Origin of the sequence: Amycolatopsis alba DSM 44262 (assembly GCF_000384215.1) — a bacterium.
Classification (GTDB): domain Bacteria; phylum Actinomycetota; class Actinomycetes; order Mycobacteriales; family Pseudonocardiaceae; genus Amycolatopsis; species Amycolatopsis alba.
This window is the reverse complement of record NZ_KB913032.1, coordinates 3,784,484-3,799,364: the sequence shown is the minus strand read 5'-3', so window position 1 is coordinate 3,799,364 and position 14,881 is coordinate 3,784,484. Positions and strand designations below refer to the sequence as shown.

Below are 14,881 nucleotides of genomic sequence, written 5' to 3'. Positions count from 1 at the left end.
TGACGAGGCGCACACTACCCACGAGTATCCAAATTTGTGAAGACTATTCGCGTTCTTGCCTCCGTTCGGCGGAACACTCGTCCTGCGAACCCCGGACCTGCACAGGTAGCTCCTCCTTCCTCCCCACCGCCGCCCTCAGCGGAGAAGCTTCGCTTCACGTATCTTCCTCAGCATGCCTTTGGAAAAGCCCCAGATCGACCGCCCGGACGGCCCCGCGCCCACCGAGCTGGAGAAGAACGACATCTCCGTCGGCGACGGCCAGGAGGCGAAGGCCGGCGACACCGTCTCGGTGCACTACGTCGGTGTCTCGCACTCGACCGGCGACCAGTTCGACGCGTCGTGGGACCGCGGTGAGCCGCTGCGCTTCGGCCTCGGCGCGGGACAGGTCATCCCCGGCTGGGACCAGGGTGTCGCGGGCATGAAGGTGGGCGGCCGCCGCAAGCTGGTCATCCCGCCGCATCTGGCCTACGGCGAACGCGGCGCCGGCGGCGTCATCAAGCCGAACGAGACGCTGATCTTCGTGGTCGACCTGATCGGCGTGAACTGACCCATTTCCATCGCGCGATGGGCCCCCGGCGGACTCGATTCCACGGGGGCTCGTTGCGCCGTTCAGCGCTATACCGCCTGCAGTCGCCGCATCGGTCGCGTGAACGGGTTGTCCACAGCGCCGTCCGAGAAGCCCGCCAGCTCGGCGATCTCCTCGTCGGTGAGACCTTTGGCTCGCAGCGTGTCCCCGATCGCCGTGACGAGTCGCGGAGTCTCCGGAGCCAGGTGATCACCATCCGGTTCGGTCGTTTTCCAGCCGCGAGCGTTCATGGACTTGTAGAAGCTCGTACGGTCCGCCGCCGAAACCTGCCTGAGTGAGTAGGCCCGCTCGAACAGCGCTTGCATCGAGACTCCCCAAACCCGCTTCATGTCCCGTAGATGACCAAGGGTCACAGGACGCAGGTCCGGCTTGATCACGTGTGACGGCATCAAGAACTCGGCGGCGAACTCATTCGCTTCCCGCTCCGGATCTTCGGTCGCGATCCCGTTGTGGAGTACGAGATGACCGAGTTCGTGAGCCAGGGTCAGCCGTTTGCGGTCGACCGGGGCGGCCGCGTTGATCAGCAGCACCGGGTGATCGCCGATCCACTGGGAAAGCCCGTCGATCCGGGATGTGCCGAAGTCCTCTTCCAGGATCACGCAACCAGCTGATTCGAGCCATCGAGCCAGATGCCGCACCGGCCCGACCGGCAGCCGCCATTGCGCGCGCACCATCAGAGCCGCCTGCTCAGGGGTCGTATCGATCGGGTCAAACGTCGGGACGGACTGCTCCGCCCGCATCGACACCTCCTCGAACAACACGGAAACGTGCAGCCGATAGGCATTCAATCGCGCTTCCAGCTTCCGCCACGCGGAAGCTTTCGTCGTTCGCTGACGTCTCATGTGCGCATCCACGGCGAGCGCGCCCCGGACAGCGTGATCCCGAGTCAGAAAACGTGCCGATACGCCCAGTGACTCCGCGAGCCGGTTCACCACGTCGTCGTCAGGCATGCGTTGATCGTTCTCGTAACGGGACAACGCGGCCTGAGTGATCTCAGCCTTGGCACACAGGTCAGCCTGCGTCAGGCCGCGGGCGCGGCGAAGTGTTTCCAGCACATCGCCGATTCCACTCACGTCGCTTCGTCCTCCTCGTCTCGGGCCAAGGCCTCGTACAGGTCGATCTGGGGCAGCGACGGATCGACAGGTGTCCAGGTGATTTCCGTACCCGCGGCTCCGGACGCCTCAGCATCTACCTCCACGGCCCAGATCGCATCTTTGTCCAACCCGTCGCGCAGGGAGACGATGGTGCTGCCGATCACTCGCTCTTCGGGGTCCCAGCGGTAACCGAAGCCCAGGCGAACCTCCTCCAATCCTTCCAGAGCTTCGGACTGCGCCCAGAAGGCGAGGGCGGATTTCGTGGCGTACGACCTGATGCGATCCCGGACCGTGTGCCGCTTCACACGAGCGCGGTACCGGAGCCCCACTGTGACTTCGCGGGTGACGCCCTGATCCACCAGCTCGACCGAGTCGATGTCGCTGAGCCCACGGCGCAGGTGCGCCCAAAGACGGTCGTGAATCCAGTTCGAGAGCCCCCGGTCGCTGCTGTCCGCGACCCAGCTCGGGAAGGCGTCGCGATACTCAGCCAGGTCCGCCCTGGCCGCACTCGTGGCGTCGACCAGCGCGCCGACGACCTTGTCTCCGAGGTCGTGCAGCACATCCTCGGCCATGGGGTATGAAAACATGCCAGAAAATATACCGGCTGCAAACCCGCAACTACCAGCACAAACGTGTACACAAGACCCACGAAGACCCAAAATCAGGCCAGGGCCGCCAGGCCCTAGGCCGCCCCAAGACCAACCGCCGCCCTCACGCACCGTGGGGTTCCGGGGGCTCGGCCCCCGGAAACTGACGAGCGACGACTCACACGAAAGAGGCCCCCGTCGCGGAGCGACGGGGGCCTCGAACAAGAGTGGGCGAGGAGGGAGTTGAACCCTCACGTCCTTTCGGACACACGGACCTGAACCGTGCGCGTCTGCCATTCCGCCACTCGCCCGAGTGCTTCATTCTCTGACAGCTCGCAAAGCGTAGCAGGCGGTTTTGGCGGGTTTCACCGGGGGCCGTGTCCGACTGGCCGTACCCGGATAGGATCGACGGGGAAGCACACGTGTGAGGAGGTTGCCCGGTGGGCCGCGTTGAGCGCTTTGATAGGCGGCTCGAGAACCTCGTGGGCAATACCTTCGCGCGCATGTTCGGTGGCAACGTCGTCACGCAGGAAGTGGCGGTGGCGCTTGAGCGCGAGAGCGAGGAGAACGTTCGTGAGCTGGCCGGTGGTCGACAGCTCGCTCCCAACCACTACATCGTGTCGTTGGGGCAGGCTGATCACGAGCGCATGGCCGGAGACGAACGTCGGGTCACGTCGGTGTTGGCGGAGGCGGTCAAGGAACACCTCGCCGAGCACGGTTGGGACACCTATGGTGACGTCGTAGTTTCGCTCGAGCGCAACGAGGCGCTGCATACTGGACAGTTCAAGACCCGTTCGTCCGTCGATCCCGACGTCAAGCCCCACGGCGTCGAAGGTTCGCCACGGGCGGCACGACCCAGCAACGCAGGAGACCCAGCAATGAGCCAGCCCCCCGGCTACGGCCAATACGACCAGGGTGACCCGTACGGCCAGCAGCAGGGCCAGTACGGCTACGGACAGCAGGCTGGCCAGCAGCAGCCCGGGTACGACCAGGGTTACGGCGGTCAGCAGCAGGGCGGCTACGACCAGGGCTATGGCGGCGGCGCCCAGCAGCCCGGCTACGACCAGTACGGCGGCCAGCAGCAGCAAGGCGGCTACGACCAAGGCTACGGCGGCGGCGCCCAGCAGCCCGGCTACGACCAGTACGGCGGCCAGCAGCAGCAAGGCGGCTACGACCAAGGCTACGGCGGCGGCGCCCAGCAGCCCGGCTACGACCAGTACGGCGGCCAGCAGCAGCAAGGCGGCTACGACCAAGGCTACGGCGGCGGCGCCCAGCAGCCCGGCTACGACCAGTACGGCGGCCAGCAGCAACAGGGCGGCTACGACCAGTACGGCGGTGGCCAGCAGCAGTACGGGCAGCCCGCCGCGGACCCGTACGCGCAGGGTGGCGGCTACGGCGGCCAGCCCGCGGCCGGCCGTCAGCTCGCCGCGAGCCTCCAGCTGGACGACGGTTCGAACCGTTCGTACTCGCTGAAGCAGGGCGGGAACGTCGTGGGCCGTGGCCAGGACGCCGACTTCCGGCTCCCGGACACCGGTGTCTCGCGCCGTCATCTGGAGATCACCTGGGACGGCCAGAGCGCGACGCTCGCGGACATCGGTTCGACGAACGGCACCACCGTCAACGGCACCCCGGTGCAGACCTGGCAGCTGGCCGACGGCGACGTGATCCGCGTGGGCCACTCGTCTCTCGTGTTCCGTACGCAGGGCTGACCGGCGGCGTCCGGAGGGGGTATCGCAGAATTGCGGTGCGGGACCTGTGGTGGATCGGCACCGCAGGTCGTATGCGGAGAGCAAGGCTGTTCGGAGCCGACCATCCCGGACGGCACGGGCTCTCCGCGGCGTACAGGAGAAACGGGAGCGGACACAACAAGTGCCAGAGCTGGTCGTTCAACTCACCAGGGTGGGCTTTCTCGTGCTGCTCTGGCTCTTCGTGTTCGCCGCGTTGCGTGTCGTCCGTTCGGATCTGTACGCGGCCTCAGGGCTGCGAGTCGCCGTCCCGACGTTCGGACGCAAGAAGAAGGAAAACAAGAAACCGCGCGGCGGGAAGTCGCCGCAGCAGCTGCTCGTGACCCATGGTGCGCTGGCAGGCACCAGGATCGCCTTGGACGGCAGGCCGATCCTGATCGGCCGCGCCGACGACTCGACCCTGGTGCTGGACGACGACTACGCGTCGACCCGGCATGCCCGGATCGCCCTGCGCGGGGAGGATTGGTACGTGGAAGATCTGGGCTCGACGAACGGGACGTACCTGGACCGGGCTAAGGTCACGGCACCCCTCCGGGTCCCGCTCGGAGTCCCCATCCGGATCGGCAAAACGGTGATCGAGCTTCGCCCATGACTCTCGTCCTCCGCTACGCGGCTCGCAGCGACCGGGGCCTGGTGCGTTCCAGCAACCAGGACTCCGTGTACGCCGGCCCCCGCCTGCTCGCCCTCGCCGACGGCATGGGCGGTCACGCCGCGGGTGAGGTGGCCAGCAAGGTCGTCATCGCCTCCCTCGCCCCACTCGACGACGACGACCCCAGTGACGACCTGCTCGCTCAGCTGCGTGAGGCCGTCCAGAACGGCAACGCCGCCATCGCCGAGCTCGTCCAGCAGGACCCGGATCTCGACGGGATGGGCACGACCCTGACCGCCGTGCTGTTCGCCGGTTCGCGGATGGGTGTGGTGCATGTCGGTGACTCGCGCGCGTATCTGATGCGCGGCGGGCAGTTCTCGCAGATCACGCGGGACGACAGCTTCGTCAACGAACTCCTCGAACAGGGCCGGATCACGCCGGAAGAGGCCGCGGTGCACCCGCAGCGGTCCCTGCTGCTGAAGGCGCTCACCGGGCACGAGGTCGAGCCGAGTCTGACCGTGCGCGAGGCCCGCGCCGGCGACCGGTACCTGATCTGCTCGGACGGTCTGTCCGGCATGGTCAGCGACGAGACGCTGTCCGAGGCGATCCAGATCCCGGATCCGCAGGCCTGCGCCGACCGGATGATCGAGCTGGCACTCAAGGGCGGCGGCACGGACAACGTCACGGTGATCATCGCCGACGTCGTCGACGTCGACTTCGGTGAGGACGCGCCCATCGTGGGCGGCGCCGCCGGTGACGGCAGTGACGAGTTCCACCAGGGCGACTCCCCCGCCGCCCGAGCCCGCGCGCTGACCCAGCCCGCGCCGCAGCCGCGGCCCGAGGTCCAGCCCCAACAGGAGGACCCGAAGGTCAAGCGCCGGAGGCGATTTCGCTGGCTGGCGGGAGCAGTGGTCGTCCTGATCGTGCTGGCCGCGGCGGCGATCGCCACGCGGTATTTCGTGCTGAGCCAGTACTACGTCGGCGAGGGTCCCGGCGAGGAGGTCGTGGTCTACCGCGGCGTCCCCGGCAGCATCCTCGGCATCGACCTGCACGCCTACGAGCAGGGCTCGTGCCCGCCGGGCGGGCTGTGCACCGACAAGCTGCTGGTGCCCGCGTTGCAGGAGGACGCGCGTATCGCGGTGAAGAACGGCGTCAAGAAGGACAACCTCGACGACGCCCGCAAGTACATCGACGACTTCCTGCGGCCGCACAAGCAGCTGGCCGACTGCAAGCCGTCCACCGGCTCGACTTCCATTCCGCCTTCCGCGCCGTCCTCGGTGGCGGCTCCCCCTTCGACCCCCGCCTCGCCGAGTTCGGCGAACCAGCCAGCGGGGAGGGACTGCTCGACGCCGGAACCGGCAGCACCGGGAGGCGGTAACTGATGAGCACGCCGCTCGCCGATCCGGCTTCGGCCCAGTTCGCCACGAACCCTCCGCGCGAGCTGCCCAAGCGGCGCGGGACCGAGCTCGTTCTCCTGGCGTTCGCGACGTTCATCGTCACCATCGCGCTCGTGCTGGTGGAGGCGAACCAGGAGCAGGAGCTGACCAGCTCGATCATCTGGCTGGGGCTGTCCTACCTCGGGGTGCTGACGGCGGCGCATCTGGCGGTCCGCCGCTGGGCGCCGTACGCGGACCCGGTGATCCTGCCGTGTGTCGCGCTGCTGAACGGGCTCGGCCTGGTGATGATCCACCGGATCGACCTGGCGCTCGCGGAACGCGCGATCCAGCAGGGCAAGGAGTACACGCCGGACGTCACCAAACAGGTGCTGTTCACCGCGATCTCGCTGGTCCTGTTCGTGGTGGTGCTGATCATGATCAGCGACCACCGCACGCTGACCCGCTACGGCTACATCTGCGGTCTGGTCGGCATCGTGGCGCTCGCGCTGCCCGCGGTGCTGCCGTCGAGCCTTTCCGAGGTCAACGGCGCGAAGGTCTGGATCAAGCTGCCGTTCTTCTCGATCCAGCCCGGCGAGTTCGCGAAGATCCTGCTGATGATCTTCTTCGCTTCGTTCCTGGTGACGAAACGGGACCTGTTCATGGTCGCGGGCAAGAAGATCGCCGGCGTCGAGCTGCCGCGCGCCCGTGACCTCGGCCCGATCCTGATCGCGGCGGCCGCCTGCCTCGGCGTGCTGGTGTTCGAGAAGGACCTCGGGACGTCGCTGCTGTTCTTCGGCGTCACGCTGGTGATGCTGTACGTCGCCACCGAACGGATCATCTGGGTGGTGCTCGGGGTCGGTTTCTTCGCCGCGGGCGCGATCATCGCCTACAACCTGTTCACGCACGTCCAGCAGCGTGTACGGAACTGGATCGACCCGCTCGCCACCTACGACGACGCGGGCGGCGGTTACCAGGTCGCGCAGGGCCTGTTCGGGCTCGGGACCGGCGGGGTCGGCGGCACCGGCCTCGGCGCCGGACGGCCGGACATGGTCCCCGAGGCCAAGACGGACTTCATCACCACCGCGATCGGCGAGGAACTCGGCTTCATCGGCCTCGCCGCGATGCTGATGCTGTACCTGATCCTGGCGATGCGCGGGATGCGCAGCGCCCTCGCGGTCCGCGACACCTTCGGCAAACTCCTCGGCGGCGGCCTGTCGTTCGCCCTGGTCATGCAGATCTTCGTCGTCGTCGGCGGCGTCACGAACCTGATCCCGAACACCGGGATCACCGCCCCGTTCCTCTCCCGCGGTGGTTCTTCACTGCTCGCGAACTACATCCTGGTGGCCCTCCTGCTCCGAATCTCCGACGCCGCCCGCAAACCCGCCGCGCGGCCGAAGCCGCAGCAGCCGCAGGCGCCGCTCGCCGAAGCGCACACGGTGATGGTCCAGCGGCCGTCCGCGAACGGTGAGGGGAGCGCTTCGTGAACACCCCGCTCCGCAAGGTCGGCGTCGCCATGCTCGTCATGGTGGTGCTCCTGCTGGCGAACGCCACCTACATCCAGGTGGTCAAGGCCGACGACTACCGCACGGATTCGCGCAACCTCCGGGTGCTCTACGAGGAGTACTCGCGTCAGCGAGGTCTGATCGTCGCGCCCGATGGCACCGCGCTCGCGAAGGTCGACCCGTCGAACGACAAGTACAAGTTCATCCGGACCTACGCCGACGGCCCGATGTACGCGCCGGTCACCGGCTACTACTCGATCAACTACGGCTCGGGTGGCCTGGAGCGGTCCGAGGACGACGTCCTCAACGGTTCCGACCCGCGGCTGTTCGTGCGGCGCCTGTCGGACATGGTCACCGGCCGTGACCCGCGCGGCGGGAACGTGCGGCTGACGATCAACCCGGCCGTGCAGAAGGCCGCGTACGACCTGATGACGCAGAAGGGCTACACCGGTTCGGTGGTCGCGATCGAGCCGAAGACCGGGCGCATCCTGGCCATGGTCTCGACGCCGTCGTACGACCCGAACAGGCTCGCCTCGCACGTCGGCAAGGAGCAGATCGCGGCGTGGGGGCAGTGGCGCGACGACCCGAAGAAGCCGATGCTGAACCGCGCGATCTCGGAGAGCTACCCGCCGGGTTCGACGGCCAAGCTGCTGGTGACCGCGGCCGCGCTCGAGAACGGCAAGACGGCGGACATGCCCGTCGACACCGCGCCCAACGTCAAGCTCCCCGGTACGCAGACGACGCTGGAGAACTACGGCGGCGCGGCCTGCAAGGGCAATACGCTGAAGGAAGCTCTGCGGTACTCCTGCAACGTGCCCTTCGCCCAGCTCGCGGGTGAACTCGGCAAGGACAAGCTGAACGCGACCGCGAAGAACTTCGGTGTCGGCGAGGATCTGACCGTGCCGATGCGGGTCGCCGCGTCCACTCTCGGCCCGCTGGACTCGCAGGCGGCCCTGTTCCAGAGCGCGATCGGGCAGCGCGACGTGCGCCTGACCCCGATACAGGACGCCCTGCTTTCCGCGACCATCGCGAACAACGGGATGGCGATGAAGCCGCAGCTCGTGCAGTCGCTGCTGGCGCCGAACCTGTCGACCATCGAGGACTACAAACCGAGCGAACTGACCGGCGACGCCGCCATGTCCAGCGCGAACGCCGCGATCCTGCGCGACATGATGCTCGCGTCGGAGGAGAACACGAAGGGCGCCGGCAAACGCGGCGACATCCAGATCGCCTCCAAGACCGGCACCGCCGAGCACGGCACCGACCCGAAGAACACCCCGCCGCACGCCTGGTACACCGGGTTCGCGCCGGCGATGGACCCGAAGATCGCCGTCTCGGTGGTCGTCGAGTCCGGTGGCAACCGCGGGCTCGAAGCGACCGGTGGCACCGTGGCCGCGGAGATCGGCCGCGCCGCGATCAACGCCATGCTCGGGGGTGGATAGCGGATGCTGTCCTCGGGTCAGCTGCTGGCCGACCGGTACAAGCTGACGAACCGGATCGCCGTCGGCGGGATGGGCGAGGTCTGGCAGGCCAGTGACACGCGGCTGGACCGGACGGTCGCGGTCAAGATCCTCAAGGCGGAACTGTCCGGCGACGCCGAGTTCCTGCACCGCTTCCGGACCGAAGCGCGCATGACGGCGTCGCTGAACCATCCGGGCATCGCCGCCGTGCACGACTACGGCGAGACGGTCGCGGACGAGCTGTCGATCGCGTATCTGGTGATGGAACTGGTCGAAGGCGATCCGCTGGCCGCGATCATCACCCGCGAGGGGCGACTGAACGCCGAGCGCACCCTGGACATCCTCGAACAGGCCGGGAACGCGCTGCAGGCCGCGCACGAAACCGGTCTGGTGCACCGCGACGTCAAACCGGGCAACATCATGGTCACCCCGGCCGGGAGCGTGAAGATCACCGACTTCGGGGTCGCGAAGGCCGCCGACGCCGCCCCGGTGACCAGGTCCGGCATGGTCATGGGCACCGCCCACTACATCGCCCCCGAGCAGGCGCTCGGGCACAACGCCGAACCGGCGAGCGACGTCTACTCGCTGGCCGTGTGCGGCTACGAATGCCTCACCGGGCACCGGCCGTTCCTTTCGGAGAACGCGGTGACGGTCGCGATGATGCACATCCGCGATCTCCCGCCACCGCTGCCGCCGGACGTGCCGCCGGGTACCCGCGCGGTCATCGAAGCCACCCTGATCAAGGATCCGAGACAGCGGTACAACAGCGGCGGCGAATTCGCGGCCGCGGTGGCCGCGGTCCGCGCCGGTCTGCCACTCCCGACGCCGTCGGGGCTGGTCAACGTGGCCTACTCCGCAGGCCAGCCCGTACTGCCGCAGCAGATGCCGCCCGGCCCGCACTCGCCGCCGAACCCGATGGCGGCGGTCGGACCGGCGTCGCATCCGGCGATGCACCCGGTCACCGGCCCGCCTCCGATGGCGGTCCGCCGCCTGCCCGGCAGACGGCCGCACTGGGGCTGGTGGGTGCTGCTCGCGGTGATCCTGATCGCAGTACTGGTGGCAGGAGCCTTCCTCATCGTGAGACTGGTCGGTTCGGGCAACGGACAGCAGTCGGGCGGCGTGGAAATGAGTGAACAGGCACCGGCTCCGGGTAAGAAGCCTGTAGGTCCTTCGCAGACGTCCGCGTACCCCGCGGCGCCGACGGAGGGCAGCAACGAGGAGTCGGCCGGGCAGGCGAATCCAGGAATGATGAGCAGCAAACCTTGGACGGAATGGAACGGCACGCAGAGATGAGCACACCAAGACTGCTCAGCAACCGCTACGAGCTGGGCGACACGCTCGGCTACGGAGGCATGTCCGAGGTCCATCACGGCCACGACGTGCGCCTGGGCCGGGAGGTGGCGATCAAGATCCTGCGAGCCGACCTGGCGCGGGATCCCCAGTTCCAAGAACGTTTCCGTCGCGAGGCACAGAACGCGGCGGCACTGAACCACCCGGCGATCGTCGCCGTCTACGACACCGGCGAGACGAACACCGAGTTCGGCCCGCTGCCCTACATCGTCATGGAGTACGTCGAAGGACGGACTCTGCGGGACATCGTGAAGACCGAAGGCCCGATGTCGCAGAAGCGGGCGATGGAGGTCATGGCCGACGTCTGCGCGGCGCTGGACTTCTCGCACCGGCACGGCATCGTGCACCGCGACGTCAAGCCGGCGAACGTGATGATCACGAAGAACGGCGCCGTCAAGGTGATGGACTTCGGCATCGCGCGCGCCATGCACGACGGGCAGTCCGCGATGACGCAGACCGCCGCGGTGATCGGCACGGCGCAGTACCTCTCGCCGGAGCAGGCCCGCGGTGAGTCCGTCGACGCGCGTTCCGACGTCTACGCCGCGGGCTGTGTGCTGTACGAACTCATCACCGGCGAGCCGCCCTTCACTGGCGATTCCCCGGTCGCGGTGGCGTACCAGCACGTCCGGGAGGACCCGAACCCGCCGTCGTCGGTGAACCCGGCCGTGGCGCCCGAGCTCGACGCCGTCGTGCTCAAGGCGCTCGCGAAGGGCCCGGCGAACCGGTACCAGTCGTCGGCGGAGATGCGTTCGGACCTGGTCCGCACGCTGTCCGGCCAGCGGCCGTCCGCGCCGATGGTGATGTCGGAGGACGAGCGCACCCAGGTCATGGACTCCGACCGCCGGGTGCCGCAGCGCTACGACCAGTACGAAGAGGACGAGGAAGATCCGGCCGCGAAGAAGAAGCGCCGGGCCTGGCTGATCGCCGGTCTCGTGGTTTCGCTGGCGGCCATCGTGCTGCTGATCATGTGGCTGTCGAACGCCTTCAGCAGCACGGGTACCGAGAGCAAGGCGATCCCGAGCGTCCTCAACCAGAGCGAGGCCTCGGCGAAGGACACGCTCCGGGGCGCGGGGTTCAACTCGTTCGAGCCCACCAAGAAGGTGCCGTGCACCGGGGAGGCCGTCAGCGGCATGCCCGCCTGCGACGAGAACGACATCGACAAGGTCATCGCGATCAACCCGAACGTGGGTCAGGTCACGCCGACCTCGGAGAAGATCACGCTGACCGTCGGCTCCAAGCCGGGCAAGGTCAAGGCTCCGGATCTCAAGGGCAAGTCCCAGGCCGATGCCCTGACCGCGCTGACCGAAGCCGGCCTGAAGCTCGGGGCGACCACAGAGGAAGAGAACGACGACCCGAACAACGCGGGCAAGGTCCTGTCTCAGAACCCGGCCGCGCAGGCCGAGGTCGACCAGGGCTCGAAGGTCGACATCACGGTCGCCAAGTCCAAGGAACTGAAGACGGTCCAGAACTACAAGGGCAAGACGCGTGCCGAAGCGGAAGCCGGGCTGAAGGGGGCCGGGTTCACCCCGTCGGTCACCACCGCGGCTTCCGACCAGCCCAAGGACACGGTCATCGAGCAGACCCCGAACGGTGGCAAGGTCCCCGTCGGCAGTGTGGTCAAGCTGACCGTGTCGGACGGCAGCCAGGAGACCTTCGACATGCCGAACCTGAAGGGCATGACCGATGATCAGGCGGTCCAGAAGCTGCAGTCGCTGGGCTGGACCGGTGCGGTGAACACGCAGGCCGACAAGAACGGCGACCGGGATCTGGCAGGCAAGGTCAGCAAGACCAACCCGCAGGCCGGGACGAAGATCTCGAAGAGCACGCCGGTCACGCTGTTCGTCGTCGAAGGCGATGAGACGACGACATCACCGACCAAGTCGGGGATCTTCCCTGGCGGCGGACAGTAGGACAGCTCGACGAAGGGCCCCGCACGGCTACGTGCGGGGCCCTTTTTATGTCAGTTTCCCCAGAAGTCCCTGGTACGCGTCCTGGATCTTCCCGGCGTGCGTCCGGACGATTTTCGCTCTCGGCCTCGTCTCGATGAGTGCCACGAGGCGGTCGTACATCGCCGCCGGCTGTCCGCGGCCGTCCAGCATCTCGTGTGCTTCGACGTGCTCGGGCTCGGCCGCCGCGCGGGTGCGTTCGGCGAACCGCCGGAGCGCGTTGTCCTTCGTGTCGAGGAGGACGATCTCGTGAAACTCCGCGGCCGTCTCCTCGGCGAGCGCTTCGAGCCGCTCGAGGAGATCGGCGCGGCCGAGGAACTGCGGCACGATCACGCCGTGGCCCGCGAGCAGGTGGGTTCGCGCGGCGCTCATCGCGAGATCCCTGGCGAGCATGCCCGCTTTCGCGGCGTCGTCGCGCCAGGCGCCGAGCAGGCCTCGGATCCGGTCGATGTCGAGGTTCAGCGTCAGCGGATGTTCTTCGGCGTAGAGCCGGGCGAGTGTCGACTTCCCGCAGGCGGGTGGTCCGTTGAGCGCGATGAGGCGCGGCATCAGGCGTTGCGGCGGAGCAGGAATCCGACGGCCGTCGCGCTCAGGAGCAAGGCTGCGACCGCCGCCACCACGGCCACCGTGAACGGGACGGCCACCGGTTGTTGCGAGGTCAGGGCACGCAGCAGCGGGTTGGCCAGCGGCAGCCATTTCACCAGGAGCACGGCCGCGAGGGCGAAGATCGCGGCCAGCACGGACCAGCCGACGCGCGGGATCAGCAGCCGCGAGCAGGGCAGGCCGATCGCGATCCCGAACAGCGCGCACAACGCGTGCGCCGCCGAGCCCAGCGCGAAGGTGCCGATCGTGAAGCCGCCGGTGCGGAGGCCGGACCACAGCACCGTCACGAGGATCAGCGCGACCGCGCAGCCGAAGACGGCCAGCGTGGCGCCGCCGAGGATCGATCGCCAGCGCCGGGCGTGGCTGAAGGTCACCAGCCGCTGCATCGGGTCCTCGACGTCGAGCATCGCGATCGTCAGCCAGCACGAGACCACCAGGAGCGAGCCCGCGCTGATGCCGTACTGCGGCAGCAGCGGCGACTTCGGATCCGTGTAGAGCACGGTGTTGACCGCGATGTAGGCGAGGATCGCGGGGAGGTAGCGCTGGGAGTGGCCGAGCAGCGCGAGGTAGTAGCGGGTCATGGCGAGCACGGCGTCACCTCCCGGACCGAGAAGCCGCGGTTGAGCGCGCGCAGCAGGACGGCGTCCGTGTGCCCTGCCTCGACCGTCAGGGTGACTTTTCCGCCATCGGCCACGGCCTGGCTGACGCCGGGTTCCGCCGTCCAGTCGCCGCCGGGCCCGTCGAGGACGATTCTTGTCGCGTTTTCGGTTTTCGTGCTCGTCTCGACGCGGGTCAGGAGGCCGGCGTCCATCCGGTGGACGTCGTCGGCGTGGGCGTGCACGGCGGCCGCCCTGTGGTCGGTGAAGACCACGCTCGCGCCGCGTTCCCTGGTCTCGGCGACGAGTTCGCCGAGCACCGTATGGGCTTCGACGTCGAGGCCGGACCAGGGTTCGTCGAGGATCAGCAGTTCCGGCTCGGCCAGGACGGCTTGGGCGAGGCCGACCTTCTGGGCGTTGCCCTTCGACAGGGTCCGCAGGGGTGCGTCCGGGCCGCCGACCAGCGCCAACCGCTCCAGCAAAGGGTCGATGGCCGCCAAATCGACAAATCCGTCGACGCGGGCCATGTGCCGCAGGTACGCCCTGGCACTCATCCGCTGGCCCGCCGGGAAACGATCCGGCAGGTAGCCGACCCGCGGGTTGCCCACGACGGTTCCCGAGGTTTCACGGGAAAGTGCCGCGAGGATCCTGAGCAGCGTCGACTTCCCCGAGCCGTTCGAGCCGAGGATGCCGATCACACGGCCCGCCGGGACGTCGAGGTCGACGTCGACGAGCACGGGCTCGCCGCGGCCGTAGCGCTTACCGACTCCTTCGAGCCGGATCAGCGAAGTCACGCAGCAGCGGCCTTCTGCAGCGCGCGGGTCGCCTGTTCGAGTTCTTCGACCGTGGCGTCGGGGACCGGATGCCCGGCCGAGGCCATCCAGTTCGCCAGCATCCGATGCCCGCCCTGGGTGAGCACGGACTCGGGGTGGAACTGGACGCCTTCGAGCGGCAGCTCGCGGTGCCGCATGCCCATCACGACACCGGACTCGGTGCGGCCTGTGATCTCGAACACGGCGTCATCGATGGTTTCCGGCAAAACGGTCAGCGAGTGGTACCGCGTGGCGGTGAATTCGGCAGGGAGTCCGGCGAGGACCCCGTCGCCCGAATGGTGGACTTGACTGGTCTTGCCGTGCAGCAGTTCCGGGGCGCGGTCGACGGTGGCGCCGAAGACGACGCCCAGGGCCTGATGGCCGAGGCAGACGCCGAGCATCGGGATCCGCTCGTCGGCGCATTTGCGGACGACGTCCATGCTCTGACCAGCACGTTCCGGGGTTCCGGGGCCGGGAGAGACGAGTACCGCGTCGAACTCGCCGAGCTTGTCGATGTCCACCACGTCGTTGCGCCAGACGGTGCAGTCGGCGCCGAGCTGGGCCAGGTACTGGACCAGGTTGTAGACAAAACTGTCGTAGTTGTCGACGACGAGCACGCGCATGGATCCAGCTTA

At 68.0% G+C, this 14,881-nt stretch carries 14 protein-coding genes and 1 tRNA gene; 8 read left to right on the top strand and 7 right to left on the bottom strand.

Features of this window, described 5'->3' with window-relative positions; all coding sequences use genetic code 11:
* Positions 1-172: 172 nt before the first annotated feature.
* Complete coding sequence (locus tag AMYAL_RS0118040) at positions 173-547, top strand: FKBP-type peptidyl-prolyl cis-trans isomerase (RefSeq protein WP_020632705.1); 375 nt, start codon at positions 173-175, stop codon at positions 545-547.
* A gap of 68 nt (positions 548-615) precedes the next feature.
* Here AMYAL_RS0118040 and AMYAL_RS0118035 read toward each other — a convergent pair whose 3' ends face one another.
* From AMYAL_RS0118035 to AMYAL_RS0118025, 3 genes are all read right to left on the bottom strand, one after another.
* Complete coding sequence (locus tag AMYAL_RS0118035) at positions 616-1,659, bottom strand: helix-turn-helix domain-containing protein (RefSeq protein WP_020632704.1); 1,044 nt, start codon at positions 1,657-1,659, stop codon at positions 616-618.
* Positions 1,656-2,252: a hypothetical protein gene (locus AMYAL_RS45955; protein ID WP_020632703.1), complete on the bottom strand. Its 597-nt coding sequence runs from the start codon at positions 2,250-2,252 to the stop codon at positions 1,656-1,658. Before AMYAL_RS45955 ends, AMYAL_RS0118035 begins: the two co-directional genes overlap by 4 nt.
* A gap of 243 nt (positions 2,253-2,495) precedes the next feature.
* A tRNA-Leu gene (locus AMYAL_RS0118025) sits at positions 2,496-2,578 on the bottom strand.
* A 129-nt stretch (positions 2,579-2,707) separates the two neighbouring features.
* On the opposite strand from AMYAL_RS0118025, the gene AMYAL_RS0118020 reads away from it, so the two are divergent.
* From AMYAL_RS0118020 to pknB, 7 genes are all read left to right on the top strand, one after another.
* A complete protein-coding gene (locus tag AMYAL_RS0118020; protein ID WP_026467195.1) occupies positions 2,708-3,976 on the top strand; it encodes an FHA domain-containing protein in 1,269 nt (422 codons plus the stop codon).
* Between the two features lie 160 nt (positions 3,977-4,136).
* Positions 4,137-4,604: an FHA domain-containing protein FhaB/FipA gene (locus AMYAL_RS0118015; RefSeq protein WP_007030429.1), complete on the top strand. Its 468-nt coding sequence runs from the start codon at positions 4,137-4,139 to the stop codon at positions 4,602-4,604.
* Entirely contained in the window at positions 4,601-5,983 is a 1,383-nt protein-coding gene (locus AMYAL_RS0118010) for a PP2C family protein-serine/threonine phosphatase (protein ID WP_020632701.1), read from the top strand. Before AMYAL_RS0118015 ends, AMYAL_RS0118010 begins: the two co-directional genes overlap by 4 nt.
* On the top strand, positions 5,983-7,461 hold the full coding sequence (locus AMYAL_RS0118005; RefSeq protein WP_020632700.1) for an FtsW/RodA/SpoVE family cell cycle protein: 1,479 nt from the start codon (positions 5,983-5,985) through the stop codon (positions 7,459-7,461). The genes AMYAL_RS0118010 and AMYAL_RS0118005 overlap by 1 nt, the downstream gene beginning before the upstream one ends.
* Entirely contained in the window at positions 7,458-8,921 is a 1,464-nt protein-coding gene (locus AMYAL_RS0118000) for a peptidoglycan D,D-transpeptidase FtsI family protein (protein ID WP_020632699.1), read from the top strand. The genes AMYAL_RS0118005 and AMYAL_RS0118000 overlap by 4 nt, the downstream gene beginning before the upstream one ends.
* Before the next feature lie 3 nt (positions 8,922-8,924).
* Positions 8,925-10,232: a protein kinase domain-containing protein gene (locus AMYAL_RS0117995; RefSeq protein WP_020632698.1), complete on the top strand. Its 1,308-nt coding sequence runs from the start codon at positions 8,925-8,927 to the stop codon at positions 10,230-10,232.
* Entirely contained in the window at positions 10,229-12,199 is a 1,971-nt protein-coding gene (pknB, locus tag AMYAL_RS0117990) for a Stk1 family PASTA domain-containing Ser/Thr kinase (protein ID WP_039795563.1), read from the top strand. Before AMYAL_RS0117995 ends, pknB begins: the two co-directional genes overlap by 4 nt.
* Before the next feature lie 45 nt (positions 12,200-12,244).
* On the opposite strand, the gene AMYAL_RS0117985 is transcribed toward pknB, so the two are convergent.
* The 4 genes from AMYAL_RS0117985 to AMYAL_RS0117970 are packed head-to-tail and all read right to left on the bottom strand — an operon-like array spanning position 12,245 to position 14,869.
* The gene (locus AMYAL_RS0117985; protein WP_020632696.1) at positions 12,245-12,784 is read right to left on the bottom strand and encodes an AAA family ATPase; all 540 of its coding nucleotides are present in this window, start codon (positions 12,782-12,784) and stop codon (positions 12,245-12,247) included.
* Entirely contained in the window at positions 12,784-13,428 is a 645-nt protein-coding gene (locus tag AMYAL_RS0117980) for a hypothetical protein (RefSeq protein WP_020632695.1), read from the bottom strand. Before AMYAL_RS0117980 ends, AMYAL_RS0117985 begins: the two co-directional genes overlap by 1 nt.
* Positions 13,416-14,228 carry an ABC transporter ATP-binding protein gene (locus tag AMYAL_RS0117975; RefSeq protein ID WP_020632694.1) on the bottom strand — a complete coding sequence of 271 codons (813 nt, stop codon included), beginning with the start codon at positions 14,226-14,228 and terminating at the stop codon, positions 13,416-13,418. Before AMYAL_RS0117975 ends, AMYAL_RS0117980 begins: the two co-directional genes overlap by 13 nt.
* Positions 14,225-14,869 carry an aminodeoxychorismate/anthranilate synthase component II gene (locus AMYAL_RS0117970; protein WP_020632693.1) on the bottom strand — a complete coding sequence of 215 codons (645 nt, stop codon included), beginning with the start codon at positions 14,867-14,869 and terminating at the stop codon, positions 14,225-14,227. The genes AMYAL_RS0117975 and AMYAL_RS0117970 overlap by 4 nt, the downstream gene beginning before the upstream one ends.
* Positions 14,870-14,881: the final 12 nt, after the last annotated feature.

Bases quoted from the DNA above. Each gene is read 5' to 3' on its own strand.
- AMYAL_RS0118010 (WP_020632701.1), top strand. From the start codon at position 4,601: ATGACTCTCGTCCTCCGCTACGCGGCTCGCAGCGACCGGGGCCTGGTG.
- AMYAL_RS0118005 (WP_020632700.1), top strand. From the start codon at position 5,983: ATGAGCACGCCGCTCGCCGATCCGGCTTCGGCCCAGTTCGCCACGAAC.
- AMYAL_RS0118040 (WP_020632705.1), top strand. From the start codon at position 173: ATGCCTTTGGAAAAGCCCCAGATCGACCGCCCGGACGGCCCCGCGCCC.
- AMYAL_RS0117995 (WP_020632698.1), top strand. From the start codon at position 8,925: ATGCTGTCCTCGGGTCAGCTGCTGGCCGACCGGTACAAGCTGACGAAC.
- AMYAL_RS0117970 (WP_020632693.1), bottom strand. From the start codon at position 14,869: ATGCGCGTGCTCGTCGTCGACAACTACGACAGTTTTGTCTACAACCTG.
- AMYAL_RS45955 (WP_020632703.1), bottom strand. From the start codon at position 2,252: ATGGCCGAGGATGTGCTGCACGACCTCGGAGACAAGGTCGTCGGCGCG.
- AMYAL_RS0117985 (WP_020632696.1), bottom strand. From the start codon at position 12,784: ATGCCGCGCCTCATCGCGCTCAACGGACCACCCGCCTGCGGGAAGTCG.
- pknB (WP_039795563.1), top strand. From the start codon at position 10,229: ATGAGCACACCAAGACTGCTCAGCAACCGCTACGAGCTGGGCGACACG.